At 36.8% G+C, this 20,438-nt stretch carries 21 protein-coding genes, 1 tRNA gene and 1 riboswitch; of the genes, 19 read left to right on the forward strand and 3 right to left on the reverse strand.

Annotation, left to right across the window (positions count from 1 at the left end):
• From ACY65O_RS19610 to galK, 19 genes are all read left to right on the forward strand, one after another.
• Positions 1 to 1,468, forward strand: a 1,468-nt coding sequence (locus ACY65O_RS19610) for a heavy metal translocating P-type ATPase (protein WP_462222551.1), incomplete at its 5' end; no start/stop codon positions are given.
• Between the two features lie 38 nt (positions 1,469 to 1,506).
• Positions 1,507 to 2,061 (forward strand): hypothetical protein, encoded by a 555-nt coding sequence (locus ACY65O_RS19615; protein ID WP_462222552.1) that lies wholly within the window; start codon positions 1,507 to 1,509, stop codon positions 2,059 to 2,061.
• A gap of 26 nt (positions 2,062 to 2,087) precedes the next feature.
• Complete coding sequence (locus ACY65O_RS19620; protein WP_462222553.1) at positions 2,088 to 2,768, forward strand: DUF305 domain-containing protein; 681 nt, start codon at positions 2,088 to 2,090, stop codon at positions 2,766 to 2,768.
• An 82-nt stretch (positions 2,769 to 2,850) separates the two neighbouring features.
• A complete protein-coding gene (locus ACY65O_RS19625; RefSeq protein ID WP_462222554.1) occupies positions 2,851 to 3,606 on the forward strand; it encodes a ferric reductase-like transmembrane domain-containing protein in 756 nt (251 codons plus the stop codon).
• Positions 3,599 to 6,784, forward strand: coding sequence for an efflux RND transporter permease subunit (locus ACY65O_RS19630; protein WP_462222555.1), 3,186 nt, complete (start codon positions 3,599 to 3,601; stop codon positions 6,782 to 6,784). The genes ACY65O_RS19625 and ACY65O_RS19630 overlap by 8 nt, the downstream gene beginning before the upstream one ends.
• 140 nt (positions 6,785 to 6,924) lie before the next feature.
• Positions 6,925 to 7,173: a heavy metal-binding domain-containing protein gene (locus tag ACY65O_RS19635; RefSeq protein ID WP_462222556.1), complete on the forward strand. Its 249-nt coding sequence runs from the start codon at positions 6,925 to 6,927 to the stop codon at positions 7,171 to 7,173.
• A 107-nt stretch (positions 7,174 to 7,280) separates the two neighbouring features.
• A riboswitch (cobalamin riboswitch) is annotated at positions 7,281 to 7,495 on the forward strand.
• Between the two features lie 105 nt (positions 7,496 to 7,600).
• The gene (locus tag ACY65O_RS19640; protein WP_462222557.1) at positions 7,601 to 9,526 is read left to right on the forward strand and encodes a TonB-dependent receptor plug domain-containing protein; all 1,926 of its coding nucleotides are present in this window, start codon (positions 7,601 to 7,603) and stop codon (positions 9,524 to 9,526) included.
• A 52-nt stretch (positions 9,527 to 9,578) separates the two neighbouring features.
• Complete coding sequence (locus ACY65O_RS19645; protein WP_462222558.1) at positions 9,579 to 10,169, forward strand: DUF6580 family putative transport protein; 591 nt, start codon at positions 9,579 to 9,581, stop codon at positions 10,167 to 10,169.
• A gap of 2 nt (positions 10,170 to 10,171) precedes the next feature.
• Positions 10,172 to 11,110 (forward strand): ABC transporter substrate-binding protein, encoded by a 939-nt coding sequence (locus tag ACY65O_RS19650; RefSeq protein ID WP_462222559.1) that lies wholly within the window; start codon positions 10,172 to 10,174, stop codon positions 11,108 to 11,110.
• Entirely contained in the window at positions 11,103 to 11,327 is a 225-nt protein-coding gene (locus ACY65O_RS19655) for a cysteine-rich CWC family protein (protein WP_462222560.1), read from the forward strand. The genes ACY65O_RS19650 and ACY65O_RS19655 overlap by 8 nt, the downstream gene beginning before the upstream one ends.
• A complete protein-coding gene (locus ACY65O_RS19660; RefSeq protein WP_462222561.1) occupies positions 11,314 to 11,841 on the forward strand; it encodes a bifunctional adenosylcobinamide kinase/adenosylcobinamide-phosphate guanylyltransferase in 528 nt (175 codons plus the stop codon). Before ACY65O_RS19655 ends, ACY65O_RS19660 begins: the two co-directional genes overlap by 14 nt.
• A complete protein-coding gene (locus ACY65O_RS19665) occupies positions 11,842 to 12,594 on the forward strand; it encodes a Dph6-related ATP pyrophosphatase (protein ID WP_462222562.1) in 753 nt (250 codons plus the stop codon).
• Between the two features lie 9 nt (positions 12,595 to 12,603).
• The gene (cobT, locus tag ACY65O_RS19670; RefSeq protein WP_462222563.1) at positions 12,604 to 13,617 is read left to right on the forward strand and encodes a nicotinate-nucleotide--dimethylbenzimidazole phosphoribosyltransferase; all 1,014 of its coding nucleotides are present in this window, start codon (positions 12,604 to 12,606) and stop codon (positions 13,615 to 13,617) included.
• A complete protein-coding gene (locus tag ACY65O_RS19675) occupies positions 13,618 to 14,379 on the forward strand; it encodes an adenosylcobinamide-GDP ribazoletransferase (RefSeq protein WP_462222564.1) in 762 nt (253 codons plus the stop codon).
• Positions 14,364 to 14,966 carry an alpha-ribazole phosphatase family protein gene (cobC, locus tag ACY65O_RS19680; RefSeq protein ID WP_462222565.1) on the forward strand — a complete coding sequence of 201 codons (603 nt, stop codon included), beginning with the start codon at positions 14,364 to 14,366 and terminating at the stop codon, positions 14,964 to 14,966. The genes ACY65O_RS19675 and cobC overlap by 16 nt, the downstream gene beginning before the upstream one ends.
• Before the next feature lie 44 nt (positions 14,967 to 15,010).
• Positions 15,011 to 15,604 carry a MarC family protein gene (locus ACY65O_RS19685; RefSeq protein WP_462222566.1) on the forward strand — a complete coding sequence of 198 codons (594 nt, stop codon included), beginning with the start codon at positions 15,011 to 15,013 and terminating at the stop codon, positions 15,602 to 15,604.
• Between the two features lie 96 nt (positions 15,605 to 15,700).
• Positions 15,701 to 15,772: transfer RNA gene (locus ACY65O_RS19690), tRNA-Arg, on the forward strand.
• 1 nt (position 15,773) lies between these two features.
• Positions 15,774 to 16,730, forward strand: a complete 957-nt coding sequence (locus ACY65O_RS19695) for an aldose epimerase family protein (protein ID WP_462222567.1) — start codon at positions 15,774 to 15,776, stop codon at positions 16,728 to 16,730.
• A 4-nt stretch (positions 16,731 to 16,734) separates the two neighbouring features.
• A complete protein-coding gene (galK, locus tag ACY65O_RS19700) occupies positions 16,735 to 17,892 on the forward strand; it encodes a galactokinase (RefSeq protein WP_462222568.1) in 1,158 nt (385 codons plus the stop codon).
• A gap of 366 nt (positions 17,893 to 18,258) precedes the next feature.
• Here galK and ACY65O_RS19705 read toward each other — a convergent pair whose 3' ends face one another.
• The 3 genes from ACY65O_RS19705 to ACY65O_RS19715 all read right to left on the reverse strand — a co-directional run.
• On the reverse strand, positions 18,259 to 19,020 hold the full coding sequence (locus ACY65O_RS19705; protein ID WP_462222569.1) for an SDR family oxidoreductase: 762 nt from the start codon (positions 19,018 to 19,020) through the stop codon (positions 18,259 to 18,261).
• Positions 19,021 to 19,043: 23 nt separating this feature from the next.
• Positions 19,044 to 19,400: a cupin domain-containing protein gene (locus ACY65O_RS19710; RefSeq protein ID WP_462222570.1), complete on the reverse strand. Its 357-nt coding sequence runs from the start codon at positions 19,398 to 19,400 to the stop codon at positions 19,044 to 19,046.
• Positions 19,401 to 19,414: 14 nt separating this feature from the next.
• Positions 19,415 to 20,438: branched-chain amino acid aminotransferase (locus tag ACY65O_RS19715; protein ID WP_462222571.1), on the reverse strand; the 1,024-nt coding region annotated here is incomplete at its 5' end.

A 20,438-nucleotide genomic window follows, 5' to 3' on the forward strand; every position in this document is an offset into this window, starting at 1 on the left:
AGTAAACTTAAATGCCAATGACGTAATACTTATTAAACCGGGAGAAAAAGTTGCAGCCGATGGAATAATAGCAGAAGGTGAAAGTTATTTAAATGAAAGTATGTTAACCGGTGAAAGCAAGCCGGTACAAAAAACTAAAGGAGATAAAGTAATTGCCGGCGCCATCAATGGCAGTGGCTCAATAAAAGTTACTGTATCGCATACTGCAAAAGATTCTTATCTGTCACAGGTAATAAAATTGGTTGATGATGCACAAAAATCAAAATCTAAAACACAATTACTGGCAGACAGGGCAGCAAGATGGTTAACGCTGATAGCAATTGTTTCAGGCATTGTTACTTTTTTATATTGGTATTTAACCGGCCAATCATTAGCATTTGCAATGGAAAGAATGGTAACCGTAATTGTAATCTGTTGCCCTCATGCATTAGGATTGGCAGTGCCATTAGTTGTTGCAAAATCAACGGCATTATCTGCAAAAAATGGATTGCTGATAAAGAACAGAACAGCATTTGAAAATGCAAGAAAAATTACAACGATTGTTTTTGATAAAACAGGAACATTAACTGTGGGAAAATTTGAAGTATCTAAGATCGTTCCTCTCCAAAAAGAATTAAACGAAAATGAAATTATTCGACTGGCTTCTGCCTTGGAGCAAAAATCAGAACATCCCATTGCAACAGGCATTCTGCAAAAAGTAAAAGAACTTTCTATCACTATTCCTGCAACAGAAAATTTTAATGCCATCACCGGCAAAGGGGTTGAAGCTACTGTAGAAGGAAAAAAGATATTGGTGGTGAGTCCGGGTTATTTAAAAGAAAAAAATATTGCCATGCCCGAAGGCTTTGCAGCCAACGATACGGAGACAGTTGTGTTTGTAATTATCAATGATCAATTAGCAGGTTACATTGCATTATCTGATGAGATAAGGCCAGAATCTGCAGATGCAATAAAAACATTAAAGCAAAACAATATCAAATCTATTTTACTTACCGGCGATAACAGTAAAGTAGCAGCAAGTGTAAGCAAAACATTGGGCATGGATAGTTTCTTTGCTGAAGTACTCCCCCATCAAAAATTAGAAAAAATAAAAGAGTTACAAAGCAAAGGAGCATTTGTGGCCATGACGGGTGATGGAGTGAATGATGCACCTGCACTGGCCATTGCAGATATTGGCATTGCAGTAGGCAGTGGCAGCGATATAGCTGCAGAAACTGCAGGTATTGTTTTGGTAAACAGTAACCCCAAAGACATTGTGAGTTTAATTTTATTTGGAAAAGCCACTTACCGTAAAATGATACAGAATTTAATTTGGGCTACAGGCTATAATGTAGTGGCATTGCCATTAGAAGCCGGTGTTTTATATAATCAGGGAATTTTATTAAGCCCTGCTGCCGGTGCTGCATTAATGACGGTGAGTACCATTGTAGTTGCAATAAACGCAAGTATGTTAAAAGTAAAAAGTTGAAAAATAATTTTAATAAATTTCTGTAATCAGTTTCTAAAATGAATACAATAAAACCGATAATTTTTTTATTTCCTTTTATAGCATTAACGGTTACAGGACTCTTATACTTTATTTTATTAAAAAAAGTTACCGGTAAAAAAGTTTTTAACCGGTATATTTTTATTGTTTCAATTCTTTCTTTCCTCCTGAATTTTACCTGGGAATTAATTCAACTGCCCTTATATAAAAATTCAGTTTATGATATTGACCATATCGCATTTTGTGCCCTGGCTACGCTGGCAGATGTTATTATGGTGCTGCTGCTTTATTTTGGTTTGGTATTAATATTTAAAAATCCATTTTGGATAAATCAGTTAAACGGGCAACGTATCACTCTGATTATTTTACTGGGTGGCATTGGGGCAGTGTTATCAGAAATGCGGCATTTAAAATTAGCAAGCTGGGCTTATGCTGCTGCAATGCCGCTGTTACCTGTTGTTAAAGTTGGCGTTACGCCGGTGCTGCAATTTATGCTGCTGCCTTTGCTCATCTATTTATTAAGCTTTTATTTTTTAAAAATTTTACATGCAAAAAAAATAACACAAATATTTTAATAATTATTTAAAAACTACACACACACATGAAAAGTACAATTGTAATGGCAACAGTTTTAATGGGCAGTGCATATTTTATGCAGTCCTGCAACAGCTCAACAGACAGCAGCACTACACACGAAAAAGACAGCTCCATGAGCCACATGGATATGAAGGATACCATGCAACCGGGTAAAATGAATATGGATAACGGCATGATGACCTCGATGGATGGTATGCATACCATGATGAAGGATATGAAAATGACCGGCGATTTTGATTACGATTTTGCCAGTATGATGATGGCACATCACCAGGGTGCCATTGATATGGCAAAAATGGAAATCTCAAAAGGTACCGATGCGTCAATAAAAGCTATTGCACAAAATATTGTTACCGGTCAGCAGGCAGAAATTGATCAGTTTAAAAACATACTGAAAAATTATAAGATGCCGGAGATGAAAAAAGAAGCTGGCGAAAAACATAATGAGCTGGGAGAAACAATGGAAAAAATGGATGCCAAAATGAAAGCCATGCCTATGACGGGGAATACAGATAAGGATTTTGTGATGATGATGATACCTCATCATGAAAGTGCAGTTACTATGGCCGAAGATCAACTGTCTCACGGAAAAAACCTGGCCTTAAAAAAAATGGCACAGAAAATAATTGAAGATCAGTCAAAAGAAATTATTCAATTTCAAACCTGGTTATCTAAAAATAAATAATACAATGGCCCTCCGGTATTATTTTCCGGAGGGCTTTTTTTAATTGGCAATATTTTAAAAATCCCTGACACGATAATTATTTATGGCAAAAAGTAAACACTATTATATCCGCCGCACCCATCGCTACCTGGGTGTTTTGCTGGGCATTCAATTTTTATTATGGACAATCAGCGGGCTTTATTTCAGCTGGACAAATATTGATGAAATACATGGCGATTTGCAGCACAAACATCCACCTCATTTGTCGGCTCCATTTAATTTTATTTCACCCGGTATTGTCCTTGGCAGTCTTGCTGAAAAAGCCGATTCTGTACATCAGATTGAAGTAGTGAATATTTTGCAAAAACCATTTTATTATATCAGGTATTTTTCAAACAAAAATTATAAATCGGTTTTGGCAGATGCTGTAACTGGCACAATAAAACCATCAATTACTAAAGAAGAAGCTATAAAAATTGCTGCAGAGAATTTTGAAGGGCAACCCAATTTAAAATCAGCAGAATATATTACCACCACAGGCAGCCACGATGAATACCGTGAAAAACCTTTACCTGCATGGAAGATATTGTTTCATCATGAAAGTAATACTAATATTTATGTAGCTGCACAAAGCGGAAAAGTAGAAACATTCCGGAATGAAAAATGGCGAACATTTGATTTATTATGGATGTTTCATACTATGGATTATAATGGCAGGGATAATATTAATAACTGGGTATTGCGTGCATTTTCCATTTTTGGTATTATAACTATTCTCAGTGGCTTTTTGCTTTTCTTTATCAGTACTAAATGGTTCAGGAGAAAAAATAACCGGATAAATACTTTACAACATGCTTAATAAACTTATTCAATTTTCTTTACGCAACAGGCTGTTTGTAATTGCATTTGCTGCACTGATAATGGTGTATGGGATTATTACACTAATTAATTTGCCGGTTGATGTGTTGCCCGATTTAAACAGGCCGAGGGTAACCATTTTTTTAGAAGCTAACGGTATGGCACCCGAAGAAATTGAAGCACAGGTAAATCTTCCGGTGGAAACATCTTTAAATGGTGCGCCGGGTGTAGAAGTGGTACGCTCTGTAGCCACACCCGGATTGGGAATGGTGTTTGTAGAATTTGACTGGAATACTGATGTGTACAGGGCAAGGCAATTAACTGCAGAAAAACTGCAATCTATTCAATTACCCAATGGCATTGCGCCACAGCTGGGTCCCATTAGTTCTATCATGGGGCAAATAATGATGGTGGCTGTAACAGGCGACACTACATCACCCGCTGAATTAAGGACCATTTCAGATTTTACCATCCGCAGAAGATTGATGAGTATAAAAGGTGTAAGCCAGGTAATACCGATTGGTGGCGAAAGGTTACAATACCAGGTATTAGTATTATCAGAAAAATTGCGGCAGTTTAATATAAGTATTGATGAAGTGGACAAAGCATTGCAGTTAACCAATCAAAATACCACCGGTGGTTTTTTCGATAATAAAGGATCGGAAGTTTTAATAAGAAATATTGCCAGGGCAAATACATTGGATGATTTAGCCAACACCGTAGTTGCCAATAAAGATAATGCACCGGTATTATTAAAGCAGGTGGCCGATGTAAAATTTGGTGGTGCCGTAAAACGTGGTGACGGCTCTTTAAACGGCAAGCCTGCTGTTATTTTAAATATAGAAAAACAGCCGGGTGCCAATACGGTTGGTTTAACTGATGAGATATTAAAGGCTATTGCAGAACTGCAAACTTCTTTACCCAAAGATGTAAAAATTCAAACCAATGTATTTAATCAAAAAGATTTTATTGTTAATTCACTTACCAATGTAGAAGTGGCTTTGCGTGACGGATTTATACTGGTGGTAATTATTTTGTTTTTATTCCTGCTTAATTTTCGTACTACAATAATTACTCTAACCGCAATACCATTATCCCTGGTAATTACGGCTATTATTTTTAAAATGTTCGGCATATCCATCAATACGTTAACACTGGGCGGTTTGGCTATTGCCATTGGAGAATTAGTAGATGATGCTATAGTAGATGTAGAAAATGTTTTTAGAAGATTAAAAGAAAATTGGGCAAGCCCCCATCCTAAACCTTTGCTGAAAGTAATTTACGAAGCCAGCAGCGAAGTAAGAAATTCAATTGTGTATGCAACCATTATTGTGGTGCTGGTTTTTTTACCTTTATTTTATTTGCAGGGTATCGAAGGAAAAATATTTGCGCCATTGGGTATTGCCTATATCACTTCTATCATTGCTTCGCTGCTGGTTTCCTTAACCGTTACCCCGGCATTGTGCAGTTATTTGCTGGGTAAAGAAAAAAGCCTGCGGCCCGTAAATTTATTATTCTGGAAAAAGAAAAAAATAAATAGCCAACAACATGCAGCAATACAGCAGCCTGGTATGGAACTGCATGACAGCGCTTTGGTAAGGTGGTTAAAAAAACAGGACATTAAAATTTTACATAAAAGTTTACAGCATCCTAAAATTATTATTGCCGCTGCCATTGCATTAATTATTGCAGCTGCTGCCATTGTTCCGTTTTTTGGTACAGAATTTTTGCCACCTTTTAATGAGGGCAGTTTTACAATAAATGTTGTAACACCTGCCGGTACTTCATTGGAGGAATCTAATAAAATTGGTACTGTGGCCGAGCAGCAAATTTTAAAAATACCGGATGTATTGCTCACTTCCCGAAGAACGGGCAGGGCAGAATTAGATGAACATGCCGAGCCACCTAACTATACCGAAATAGACGTGGCATTAAAAAAAGATCACCGCAGTATGAATGCGGTGCTTGCCGATATAAGAGCTAATCTGGAAATATTAAAAGGCAGTAACATCAATATAGGTCAGCCCATTTCTCACCGGTTAGATCATTTACTTTCCGGTCTACGGGCACAGGTAGCCGTAAAAATATTTGGTAACGATTTAGCAGAATTGAGAACGGCTGCCACAGCAATGAAAGAAATTTTAAACACGGTGCCCGGTGTAGTTGACCTGCAGGTGGAGAAACAGGTGCTGGTACCGCAATTGCAAATTAAGATTGACAGAAACGCTTTGCAGCGTTATGGATTGCAGGCAGGAAAAGTTGCCGAAGATCTGGAGGTTTTTTACAATGGCAAAGTAAGCAGCCAGGTACTGGACGGGCAAAAAACATTTGATATTTTATTGCGATCCAGTGACGCAGACAGAAGTAATATTGAAAATATACGCACTACACAAATTGCATTACCCAATGGTTCGCTTATCCCGTTATCTCAAATAGCTGCTATAGAAATGGAGAATGGGGTTAACTCAGTATCGCATGAAAATACGCAAAGAAGGATTGTGGTAAGCGCTAATGTACAGGGCCGGGATTTGGGAACAACCGTAAAAGAAATGCAGCAAAAAGTAAAGGAGCAATTAAAATTACCTCAAGGGTATTACCTGCAGTGGGGCGGACAATTTGAAAGCCAGCAATCCGCATCAAAATTAATTTCGTTATTAAGTATTTTTTCGCTGCTGGGTATTTTTTTAGTGTTGTACAGTCATTTTAAATCTTCAAGAATTGTATTTCAAATAATGCTGAACATTCCATTGGCATTAATAGGAAGTGTAATTGCGGTGATGCTTACCGGTGGCGTATTTTCTATTGCAACGATGGTGGGATTTATTACACTAACGGGTATAGCAAGCCGCAATGGTATAATGATGATTTCGCATTATATTCACCTGGTACAGCACGAGGGCGAAACTTTTAGCGATAGTATGATCATCCGTGGATCGTTAGAAAGATTAGTGCCCGTTTTAATGACCGCATTAGTTGCAGCATTAGCCCTTATACCATTAACCATGGATGCCACAGCTCCCGGCAAAGAAATTTTATATCCGGTGGCCACCGTTATTTTGGGAGGTTTAATCAGCTCTACGTTATTAGATATGATTGTAACACCGGTAGTATTTAAACAGTTTGGCGAAAAGGCTTTAAAAAAATACCTGGCGGAGCAGGATAAAAAAGAGTTTGACTAATAATTAACACCCTAATAAAATGTGGCAGGCTTTTGGTATAGCTCATAAGGTACTGCGGTGCATGATTATAATACCCGCTTTTTTATGGAAACAGTAAAAACACTAATAAAACATATATTTCATAATTAAAATTTAAAAACATGAAAAAAATAATGATTGCGGTTGCAATATTATTTGCAGCCAGCACTGCAGGTTTTGCACAGAACAAAAAGGTAAACACACACAAGCAGCACAACAAAAAAAATGTATCGGCAAATAAATTTACCTGTCCCATGCATCCAGAAATTATTACCACCAAACCGGGTAATTGCCCAAACTGCGGTATGGCTTTAGTGCCCGTAAAAAAGAAAGTGGGTAACGGCAAACGCAAAGGGCACGGTCATTCGTAATTCTTTTAAAAAATAATTCCATAATTTTTAAAGCCATTGTACATACAGTGGCTTTTTATTTTTCCACAATGGCATAAATATTTTTTAAAATTAAAAATCAATCTCCCTACATTTGCAGCAGATTTGGTTGCCGATGTCAAATCGGTATTAAAAGGGAATCCCGTTAAATTCGGGAGCTATCCCCGTAGCTGTAAGCAATACCCAAATCCGCTAACTGGCGGATATAAGGAACATTTCAATCTTCATAACCACTGTTTTAAAAACGGGAAGGTGTTGAAAATGTGTTGTAAGCCAGAAGACCTGCCAGGTTCAATCAACAACATTTAGCTTTCGGGTGAAAGGCTTGAAATGTAAAAGCGTAATTGCATTTATATTTCTTTCTTTTTTATTTTCTCGGAAGCAGTCACAAAAAAAAATTTTTTCAAAAATGAAAAAGAAAATTTTTATTGCGGCTGCTGTAATAATCAGCACCGCTGCGCAGGCACAACAAGACACAACAGCTGCAAAACAATTAGACGAAGTAATTGTAACCGCCACTAAGTTTCAACAGAAACAAAGCACTACCGGTAAAGTAGTATCAGTAATTAATCAGGAAACATTGCAACGCAATGCTGGTAAAACAATCACCGAAATCATTAATTCTCAAACCGGTGTTTTTATCAATGGGGCTAATAATAATTTAGGCACTAATCAAGATGTGTATTTCCGTGGTGCAGGTTCGGGCAATACACTAATATTAATAGATGGGGTGCCAGTTGGAGACCCTTCTCAAATTAGTAACTCATTCGATTTAAACAGTATTGCTGTTGGGCAAATTGAACGAATAGAAATTTTAAAAGGAGCACAAAGTACCTTATGGGGAAGCGATGCTGTGGCCGGGGTTATCAATATCATTACTATAAAAGGGGGTAAAAATAAAATTAGCCCCACTGCAATGCTTACTTATGGCAGTTACAGTACATTGCGTGGCAATGCAGGCATCAATGGTACTATTGATAAGTTTAGTTATAATGTTGGTTATAACTTTACCAGCAGCAAAGGCTTATCAAGTGCTTACGACAGTACGGGTATAAAAAACTTTGATGACGATAAATTTACACAGAATAATGTGCAGGCTAACCTTGGCTATAAAATAAATGACCGGTTTGCCGTAAAAGGATTGTACAGCTTTGCCAAATACAAAGCCAATGTAGATGCTGGTGCATTTAAAGACGATAAAGATAATGTGGTTGATAACAAAAATACCATCAGCAACCTTGCATTTTCCTATACTGTTGCAAAGCTTCAATTACATTTATCACAAACTTTTGTAAAAGCAGAAAGAGTTTATACAGATGATAGTGCCAGCGTTGGAGGCTTTGCTAAATATTCAAAAGGTAATTACAATGGCAACTCAAATATTACAGAATTGTATGGCAATATTTTATTGCATAAAAAACTATCGTTGGTATCAGGTGTGCAATACCTTAGCCAAAAAACCAGTCAGGATTATTTAAGCATCAGCTCTTTCGGTCCTTATAAAACAGCATTAGGCGACAGTGCTAAAGCAAATAATTTTTCTTTATATAATTCATTATTATTGACGGATGTAAAAGGCTTTAACCTGGAAGCAGGTTTTCGTTACAACAACCATAGTATTTATGGCAGCAACGCTACATACACTTTCAATCCATCTTACAACATAGATGAAAACACAAGGGTATTTGTAAATATTTCTTCGGCGTATAAAATACCATCGCTTTACCAGTTGTACAGCGAATATGGCAATAAAGATTTAAAACCAGAGAAAAGTAATAATTACGAACTGGGTGTTCAAACATTCAGCAACAATAAAAGAAACTCCTTCCGTATTGTTGGGTTTAAAAGAGATATTAAAGACCTGATTATTTTTTACACCAACTCAAGTTTTGTAAGTAAATATATAAATAGAGATGAGCAGCATGATTACGGCTTTGAATTAGAAAGCAGCACTGCCATAGGAAAAAAAGGTAATTGGACAAACAATTTTACTTACGTTGATGGCGAAGGCAGAAACAATAATGTAAATGTGAAAAACCTTTACCGTCGCCCCAATTTTGTAATGAACAGTGTGCTTACACTGCAACCGGTTAAAAGCTTAACGCTGATGCCGTCTTTCCGTTTTGTGGGTACAAGATTAAAAGGACAATACGATGCAGGGCCGGCCACACAACCGCAGTATTATACCATTGATTGTTATTTGGGTTATGAGTTTGCAAAATATTTCAGGCTGTTTATTGATTTACGCAATATCACCAATCAACAATATTTTGATGTAGTAGGTTACAATAGTAAAAAATTTAACGTAATGACAGGTTTAAGTTTTGATCTATAAATTCTAAAGCAGGCAGTGTTAAACTGCCTGCTCATTTTAAAAAATAATTGTTATGATAACACAAAAAATTAATCCACGTTTTGCAGTGCTTGCACTATTTATGCTTGCAGTTGCAGCCATGCGTATTCCAAACTCGGCAATTATTACACCGTGGAGCCATATTACACCCATTGGTGCCATGGGGTTATTTGGTGGCGCTTATTTTACAAAAAAATGGAAGGCTGTTTTATTTCCATTACTTACACTTTTAGCAAGCGATTTAATTATACAGGCTTTTGTGTTTGATGGCAAATATGGCATTATGTACAGCGGCTGGTATTGGATTTACAGTATTTTTATTTTAATAACATTTATTGGTAAGTGGTTGATAAAAAATGTAACGGTAAAAAATGTATTGCTTGCAGCTGTTGTAGCTGCGGTAAGTCATTGGCTGCTGGCCGATTTTACAGTATGGGCAGGCGGCGGTACCGATTTAAGGACTATGCAACCATTATCAAAAAATTTTAATGGTTTAATACAATGTTATGTACAGGGGTTGCCATACATGAAAAATTTTCTGTTAAGCACAGTGGTGTATTGTAGTGTAATGTTTGGCTCATTTGAATGGATGAAATCTAAAAACCCCTCACTTCAATTTGCATAAACATGAAAGCAAGCTCTTTTCTTCCTGCTGCCACACAAATGATTTACGATATGGGTCTGCAGCATTTATTGCAGGGCATTACTTTTGAATGTCCACCACAGGCATTGGCCGAAAAACAGAAAGTAGTGCGATGTGTAATGGAAGGAAAAAATTACAGCAGCGCCGAGATCGATAAAATATTTAGTGCCAGTAAAGCACAGGGCAAAAGTTTATATTATGTAGAAGAAGAATTACTGGAACACATTTTACCCGATATTATTTTTACGCAAGATACCTGCGAAATATGCCAGATAGATACCAAATGTACTGCCGCTGCCGTTTCAAAATTATCTAAGCAGCCAAAAATTATTCCACTTACGCCCAATAATTTGCAAGATGTTTATCAAACTGCTGTAACCATTGCCACTGCATTAGGACACGAGGAAGCAGCATATACTTATTTAACCGTATTGCAAAAAAGAACGGCTACTATTTTAGACACACTCCGCCAGCACCAGATGCCTTTAAAAAGAATTATGCTGATGGAATGGATAGCACCCATTTATAATTGCGGCCATTGGATACCATTTCAAATTGCACAAGCAGGAGGTATAGATATGCTTAGCAACCCGGCAGGCGATAGCATTGTTACACCATTTGAAAAAATTGTAAAATACAATCCCGAAGTATTAATTATTGCACCTTGCGGCTTTCATATTGAAAGGGCAACTGAAGAAATGCACCTGCTTACACAAAAAGAAAATTGGGATACTATTGAAGCAGTAAAAAATAACCAGGTGTACCTCTGCGATTTTGATTTGTTTACACAACCCTCTGCTTCTACTTTGGTAGATGGCATTGAACTACTCGCCGCATTATTTCATCCTGATTTATTTAAAGTACCTGTTTATCTGCAAAAAAAATATTTTCATTACTCTTCTAATAGAGTTACCCATGTGTAAACACGAAGAAAAAAAATGCCCCCGCTGCAATACTGCATTTGAATGTAAAGTGGGGGATATTTTAAAATGCCAATGCTACGGTATAGAATTATCCATTGCTGAAGAAGCCTTTGTAAAATCAAAATACAGTGATTGCCTTTGCAGTAATTGTTTATTACAACTAAAAAGCCGTTATCAGTTATTTATTGAACAAAAAATATTTTATGTCAACAGATAACGGCGATATTATTTTTATAACTGGTGGTGCCAGAAGTGGCAAAAGCAGTTACGCACAACAATTAGCGTTATCATTATCCAGCAATCCGGTGTACGTAGCAACAGCAAAAGTATGGGATGATGATTTTGAAAAAAGGGTGCAGCGGCACAAAAACGACAGAGACGAACGCTGGATAAATTACGAAGAGCAAAGAAATGTTTGCCAATTACCAATTGAAAATAAAGTATGCATTATTGATTGCGTTACACTCTGGCTTACCAATTTTTTTATTGATACTAAAAACGATATTGATGCAGCGCTGGTATTATTTAAAACACAAATTAATGCATTGCATAAAATGCCCGGTACGTTTATAATAATTAGCAACGAAATAGGCATGGGTGTACATGCCGAATCAGAAATAGGCAGAAAATTTACCGATTTGCAAGGCTGGGCCAACCAGTATACTGCTGCAAAAGCAAGCAAAGTAATATTAATGGTGAGTGGCATACCGGTAAACATAAAGGAAAAATAAATGAAAAATAATATTGACGTAAATGCTGCAGAGGATAAGCGTATACCTGCCATAATGAGCTGGAGCGGCGGTAAAGACAGCAGCTATGCATTGTATAAAGTTCTGCAAGAAGGTATTTACGAAGTGAAATATTTACTCAGCACTTTTAATGGTAATTACAAGCGGCTAAGTATGCATGGCGTAAGGGAAGAACTGATAGAAGCACAAGCCAAAAGTATTGGCCTGCCGCTGTTAAAAGTTTATGTGTACGAAGCCAGCAATGCTGAGTACGAAAAGCAGATGGAAAAAATATTGCTGCAGGCAAAAGCCGAAAATATTAATCAGGTAATTTTTGGTGATATATTTTTAGAAGACCTGCGCCAATACAGGGAACAAAAAATGGCCACTTTGCAAATGCAATGTGTTTTTCCTATTTGGAAAACAGACACCCAATGGATGGTAAATGATTTTATTGACAAAGGATTTAAAACTTGCATTTGCTGTATTAATGATGGCTACTTAGATGAAAGCTGGTGCGGCAGAATAATTGATGCAGCATTTGTAAAGGAACTGCCCGCCACTGTTGATGCCTGCGGCGAAAATGGCGAATTTCATACCTATTGTTTTGAAGGCCCTGTTTTTAAAACACCTATAAATATTATTACTGGCGAAAAAACATATAAAGCGTTGGCAATAAACTTAGGCCCTCATCCTACGCCAATAAAAGATGTGGGCACAAAAGGATTTTGGTTTTGCGATTTACTACTTCTATAAAAAATAAAAATGCAAGAGCAACTGCAACAAAAAATTGATAATAAAACCAAACCCGTTGGCGCATTAGGCATGTTAGAAACATTGGCTTTGCAAATTGGGGTAATACAAAATACATTATCTCCACAAATACACAAGCCACATATTGTAGTTTTTGCTGCAGACCATGGCATTGCGGCTACAGGGCTTGTAAATCCGTACCCGCAGGCCGTTACAGCGCAAATGGTTTTAAATTTTATACAGGGCGGCGCTGCAATAAATATTTTTTGCAGGCAAAATAATATTGCACTAACGGTGGTGGATGCAGGCGTAAATTTCGATTTTGAAACCGACGTCAAAATAAATCATGTTAAAATTGCAAAAGCCACTTGTAATTATTTAGAAGCACCTGCAATGAGTAAGCAGCAATGTAAAGAAGCCATTGCTAAAGGTGGTATTATTGTATCGGGTATTTTTGATAATGGCTGCAATTGTATTGGATTTGGAGAAATGGGCATTGGCAATACCTCATCGGCATCGCTGATAATGAGTGTGCTTTTAAATTTACCAGTAAAAGATTGTGTGGGTAATGGTACGGGTACTAATGAAGAGCAATTAAAAATAAAAATTGCGACGCTGGAAAAAGTTTTTACCCTGCAGCAATTAAATACCTTAGCAAACCAACCTATTGAATTGCTAACTAAAATTGGCGGCTTTGAAATTGCCATGATGACTGGCGCTTATTTAAAAGCTGCAGAATTAAATATGGTAATTGTGGTAGATGGTTTTATTGCAACCGCAGCTTTATTAATTGCACAAAAAATAAATGAAAAAGTAATTGACTATTGTGTGTTTGCACATACCAGTGGTGAGCAGGGGCATGTAAAAATGCTGGAATATTTTAAAGCTACGCCGCTGCTGCAACTGGGCCTGAGGCTGGGCGAAGGTACAGGTGCTGCTTTGGCAATACCGCTGCTGCAATCGGCAGTAAATTTTTTAAATGAAATGGCAAGTTTTGAAACCGCTGGCGTAAGCAACAAAGCATAAATGAAAAAAGAACTGCAAATATTTTTAACAGCAATAATGTTTTACAGCCGAATACCAGTGCCCAAAAATATGAAGCATGAGCCCGACTTGTTGAATAAAGCTACCCGCTATTTTCCATTGGTGGGGATTATTACAGGCGTGATAGCTGCTGCAGTTTTTTTTGCAATTAATTATGTTACCAATGTTAGTGTGGCAGTAATTTTTTCTATGATAGCATCTGTATTGGTAACCGGTGCTTTTCACGAGGATGGCTTTGCAGATGTATGCGATGGCTTTGGGGGCGGGTGGACAAAAGAAAAGATTTTACTAATAATGAAAGACAGCCGGGTAGGAGCTTATGGAGCAATTGGCATAGTGCTTTTATTGCTGCTAAAATTTTCTTTATTAATTACATTGCCGGTAAATAAAATTGCAATGGTAATAATTGCAGGGCATGCTTTATCAAGATTTTTTCCGGTAATAATAATGTTGCTTAGCAATTATGTAAGAGAAAATGAAGATGCTAAAGCAAAGCCATTAGCTAAAAAAATTGCAGCAATAGAAGCATTGCTGGCATTTATTTTTGCTGCTTTACCATTGCTGTTATTTAGCCAGTGGCAAATAATTGTGGTGCTGCTAATGCCATTGTTATTTACTTTTTATATAAATAGATATTTTAAAAAATGGATTGGAGGCTACACCGGCGATTGCCTGGGTGCAGTACAACAAGTAGCCGAAGTATTAATTTATTTAAGCCTTATTATTTTATGGAAATTTATTTAATACGGCACACCACACCTTTAGTTGAAAAAGGAATTTGTTACGGTCAATCCGATTTAGATGTTACTGAAACTTTTGCTGCCGAATATAAAATTATACAATCGGTTTTGCCGGATACTATTTTGCAAGTACACAGCAGCCCATTAAAAAGATGCAGTCTTTTAGCAGAAAAATTATTTCCTGCACACACTGTAAATTTTAATAACGATTTAAAAGAAATTAATTGTGGTAAATGGGAAATGCAATCCTGGGATGATATTGCCCAACATGAAATTGATCCCTGGATGAATGATTTTGTAAATGTGCAAATACCGCAAGGCGAAAGTTATGTGGATTTGTATATCAGGGTAAAAATTGCCTTTGATAAAATAGTAGCAACCAATACCACCTGTGCAGTAGTAGCGCATGGCGGCGTATTAAGAAGCATATTATCTTACATTACCAACACTGCTTTAATTGATTCTTTTAACCAGTTTAAAATACATTATGGTTGTGTGGTTAAGGTTGCTTTTAACCAAGGTGAGTATAGTCACCAGTTTTGCTCCAACATAACTTCTACAGCCGAAACACATAAACCCAAAGCATTTTAACGGTAAATCAATTCAGGCTGTTTATATTTGCAAAAATTAGCATTATGCAATGGGGAGAATATAATTTTAAGCAATTGCTTTCTGTTACATTTACTTTATTTGCAGTAATAGATGTGGTAGGCTCTGTACCGGTTTTAGCTTCTTTAAGGGCAAAAATGGGCGGGCAAATAAAATCTACACAAGCCACATTGGTTAGCGGCGGATTAATGATTTTGTTTTTATTTGTAGGTAACGAATTTTTAAAAATATTAGGGCTTGATGTAAAAAGTTTTGCAGTAGCAGGTAGTATTGTAATTTTTATATTAGGATTAGAGATGGTATTAGGTATGGAATTTTTTAAGCCCGATAATAGTAATTTAAAAAGTGGTAGTGTAGTACCCATTGCATTTCCCCTAATTGCAGGGAGCGGAACATTAACTACCATAATGAGCTTAAAAGCTAATTACGATGACATTAATATCTTTTTTGGAATTTTAATAAACTGTGTAATAATATACATTGTATTAAAATCATTAAAATGGATAGAAAAAGTTTTAGGCCCTAACGGCATGGCGGTAATAAGAAAATTTTTCGGGGTAATATTAATTGCTATTGCTGTTAAAATATTTGGAACTAATATTGTAAAGTTTGGTACATAGAATGGTTGATTGGTTTACCGGTTAATTAGTTTATTGGTTGAAATTTGAAAGTGATTTCAATTATCGAAGGCTACTAATTAACCAATTAACAAAAAAGGCCCCGTAGTACAATGGATAGTATAAGAGTTTCCGAAGCTCCAGATCCAGGTTCGATTCCTGGCGAGGCCACATGTTTGAAGCAACATCGATCCATGATGCTGATTTTGATAAAATCATTTTAAAAGATGTAACTGCAAATACATCTGTAGAAATTATTCCCGGCTGCGGAGCCATTTTACATGCCTTTACAATTGTACATAACGGTGCTTTATTAAATGTAATAGACAGTTATGAAAACACTGCCGACTTTAAAAATAATGTAACGGCTAAAGGTTTTAAAAGCTGCAAACTTTCTCCCTTTGTTTGCCGCATAAAAAATGCTACCTATAATTTTGGCGAAAAACAATATACAACCGAAAAATTTTTATTAAATGGTAATGCCCTGCATGGTTTATTGTACGATGCTGTGTTTACTGTAAAAGAAAAATGGACAGATGCCAATAATGCATGCGTTGTATTGGAGCATCAATATAACGCAACAGAAAATGGCTATCCATTTAAATATACCTGTACGGTTACCTATCTTTTAAAAAAAGAAAATGTATTAAACATTACCACTACCATTACTAACGATGATGAAGGCCTGATTCCTGTGCAGGATGGATGGCATCCGTATTTTAGTTTTGGTGGCAGTATTGATGATCTGCAATTAGAATTTCAAAGTAAAGAAATTGTAGTGTTTGATGAAGCATTGATACCCACCGGAGAATTATTGCCCTACCAGGAATTTGGCTCATTAAAAAAAATTGAGCTTACAGAATTTGATAATTGTTTTACAGTAAATTTTGCCGAGTGTCAGCCCATGTGTGTAGTAAGAGATGCAGCACAAAAAATACAGGTAGAAATTCATCCGGAAAAAAGTTATCCTTACCTGCAAATTTATACACCACACCACCGCAAAAGTATTGCTATCGAAAATTTGAGTGGCGCACCCGATGCATTTAATAACGGAATGGGCGCAACGGTATTATTGCCGGGTTCATCAGCAACTTTTATCACTACTTATAAAATCACTTTATTACCTTAGCCGCATGAACAGTATTGCCGAAAATGTTGTAAAAATTTTTAAAAAAAATTTTGCCGGCTCACCCAATGTGTATTTTTCTCCGGGCCGCATTAATTTAATTGGCGAGCATATTGATTATAATGACGGCTATGTAATGCCGGCTGCAATTAACAAAGGCGTTTATTATGCCATTGCAGTAAATAAAACTGACACCATTAATTTTTACGCCGCAGATTTTGAAGAATCGCTATCAATAAAAATTAATGAAATAAAAAAGATAGACAACTGGAAAAATTATGTACTGAGCGTAGTAAATGAATTTGTTTTAGCGGGCAAAAATATTGGCGGATTTGACTGTGTTTTTGGAGGTGATATTCCCCGTGGCAGCGGTATCAGTTCTTCTGCTGCAGTAGAAGGCGGGTTGGCGTATGCCATAAATGATATTTTTAGTGTTGGTTTAACCCGTGTAGACCTGGCACTGCTTTGCCAGCGTGCCGAACATAATTTTCCTGGTGTAAACTGCGGCATTATGGATATGTATGCCAACCTCAATGGAAAAAAAGATCATGTTATTTTACTGGATTGTAAAAATATAACCCATCAATATTTTCCGCTGCAATTAAATGGATATAAAATTGTTTTACTCAACAGTAAAGTGCATCATACACTGGTAAGTGGCGAGTATAATGTAAGAAGAAAAAGATGCGAAGAAGGCCTGGCTATTTTAAAAAAAGAATTGCAGATAAAATCTTTCCGGGATATTAAAAGCCCCGGTGATGTGGAACTGCATAAAGATAAAATGAGTATTGAAGTTTTTAACTGCTGTACTTATGTGGTAGAAGAGATTGAACGCACTGTAAAAGCGGGTGAATTATTACAGCAAAACGATATAACTGGTTTTGGAAAATTAATGTTTGCTACGCATGAAGGTTTAAGTAAACTGTACCATGTTAGCTGCCCCGAATTAGATTTTTTAGTACAACAGGCAGGCAATAATAAAAATGTAATTGGTGCAAGACTGATGGGTGGTGGCTTTGGAGGTTGCACTATTAATATTGTAAAAGAAGAAGCGGTTGATGATTTTATTAATGAAGTTTCTGAAGCCTATCAAAAGGAATTTAATATTGAGCTGGAGGCTTATGTAATGGAGATAAGTGATGGGACCAATAGAATAAATACTTAGCATTTTTCGTCTCAGCGGGGTTTTCACTGCATATTGCAATAAATTGAAAAGCACTTTCCGTGAAACCCCGCTGCTGGAAAAACTACTCAACCATTATACTACCACTCTAAATACCTCGGAAGTGCTTTGGCATAAAATGTAAAGCCACGCCTTCTTCATAAAAAGCCGCACTGCTGTGTTGATACAAAACAAAAATCTTTCACCTGCTAACCAGTTGTACACTATATTGTAACTGCTGGTATTTCTAAAAGCGGCAGCCCAATGGTAGCAGGTAAATGTACAATAGTACAAAGAATATATATCGGAGTGTTAGTTTAAAAATATCCGCTGAAACGGCAAAGTCAATCTATCAACACAACAAAAAATTTAATGCCCTTTAATCCAACCGCCATCTACTGCCAATGATTGGCCTGTAATATAGCTGGCCCGTTCACTTACTAAAAATGCGGCAGCAGCGGCAAATTCTGCGGGGGTACCAAACCGTTTCATCGGGATGCTTTCTTTTACGTCATTTACTTTCGCATTTTTTTCAATAAGATTTTCAAGCCGGTTGGTACGGGTGTATCCGGGTAATAAATTGTTGACTGTAATACCATAAATAGCTACTTCGTTGGATAAACTTTTTACCAAACCCAATAAACTTGTTCGTACAGCATTGGAGGAAATCAGGTTGTCGGCAGGTTGTTTTACAGCAACAGAAGTAATGGTAAGGATACGTCCGAAACCTTTTTCTTTCATGCCTGGCAATACCTGTTGAATAATGTCCACCGCACTCAAAAACAGTAAATTGTAGATAGCTTTCCAATCATCTAAATTGAATTGTTCAAATGCACCAGCCGCAGGGCCACCTGTATTGGTTACCAGGATTTCAATATTTCCAAAAGCTTTTATACTTTGTTGCACCAAATTTTTACGTTGATTTTCATCTGTAATATCGCAAACAAACGATACAACATTATTGGGTGCAATCAATTCAATTTCTGCTTCGGTGGCTGCTAACGCTGCTGCATCAGTGCCACAAATAATTACCCTGGCACCTTCCTTAGCCAATTCTACCGCAACGGCTTTACCCAATCCTTTGCTTGATGCAAGAATTAATGCAACTCTATTTTGTATTCCTAAATCCATTTTTTATTTTTATTATTACTTAACTATTTCCTTAAATAATTATCCGAGCCATTAATCCAATCCTGTCTTGGTGGTGCAAAAGTATCAGTTTCTATAACCTTACCAATCATTAAGGCTTTGTGCCGGCGGTTTCCGGGAATAACAATTGCATCACCCGGCAATAAATCTATGGTTTCATTTTCATTATCATCAAACCAAAAGCGAAGTACACCTTCGATAACTTCGGTGATCTGTTCATTTTCGTGCGAATGCCAGGGTACCGTAAACCCATCTTCAAATTCCATTTTGGCAATCATTATTTTTTCTCCATGAATGAATTGTCTTTTCATTTTCGGATTTACCTGTTCTACTTTAATATTATTCCAATTTATTTTTTGCATAACTTTTTTTATTTTTAGTTGATGTAAGCATTGATTTCTACCGGTACCAGCCAGTTGCGTTTGTCTTCAATGGTTCCGGCCCTAAGTCCATTTATTTCATTATAAAGCATGTTACTTATTTTATCCTTTTCTCCTGCAGGCAAAACCATGTGTATATTGCCATGGGTAATTTCGCAAATATGTGAAACTACTGCAGCCGTGCCCGAACCAAAAGCTTCTTTTAAAGCCCCATTTTTATAAGCCTCCAGAATTTCATCAATATAAATATCCCTGACTTCTACCTTTATATTTTTTTCTTTCAAAATGTCAATAAAATAAGTTCGGGTAGTACCTTTCAAAACTGCACCGGATAGTTTTGGGGTTATCACTGTATCGCCAATTACAAAAAACAAATTCATCATACCTGCTTCCTGAATTTTTTTAAACTCAGGGCTTTCCAACCAGATAATCTGGTCAAACCCTTTTTGTTTTGCCAGTTGGCCTGCCAATAAAGAGCCTGCATAATTGCCGCCTGTTTTGGCTTCTCCTGTGCCGCCAGGCACTGCCCTTATCAGTGTTTGCTCAGTTATTAATTTTATAGGTTTTGTAAAATAAGGTTGAACAGGACCCGTATAAATATAAAAAGTGTAGGTATCAGAAGGCGTTACCCCTAAAGAACTTTCCGTTGCTATCATTGTTGGGCGCAGGTATAAAGCACTTCCTGCTGCTTTCGGAATCCAGTTTATTTCCAGGCTCGTTATGGCCTTTAAAGCGGTTAAAAAAATATCATGTGGCACAGCAGGCATACACATGCGTTCTGCCGAAAGATTAAAACGTTCAATATTCAAATCGGGTCGTAGTAATTTTGGAATCCCATCTGCCCCCATCGTTGCCTTCATACCTTCAAAAATACACTGGCAATATTGTAAGGCTTTGGATTGAGGGTCAAGTACAAGACCCTGATAAGGTATGATGCTGAAATTGCCCCATTGTCCATCAGCATACTCCATTACAAACATATGGTCGGAAGTATGTTTTCCGAAAGGGATATTATTAAAG

The organism is Ferruginibacter sp. (genome assembly GCF_031430955.1).
GTDB lineage: Bacteria > Bacteroidota > Bacteroidia > Chitinophagales > Chitinophagaceae > Ferruginibacter.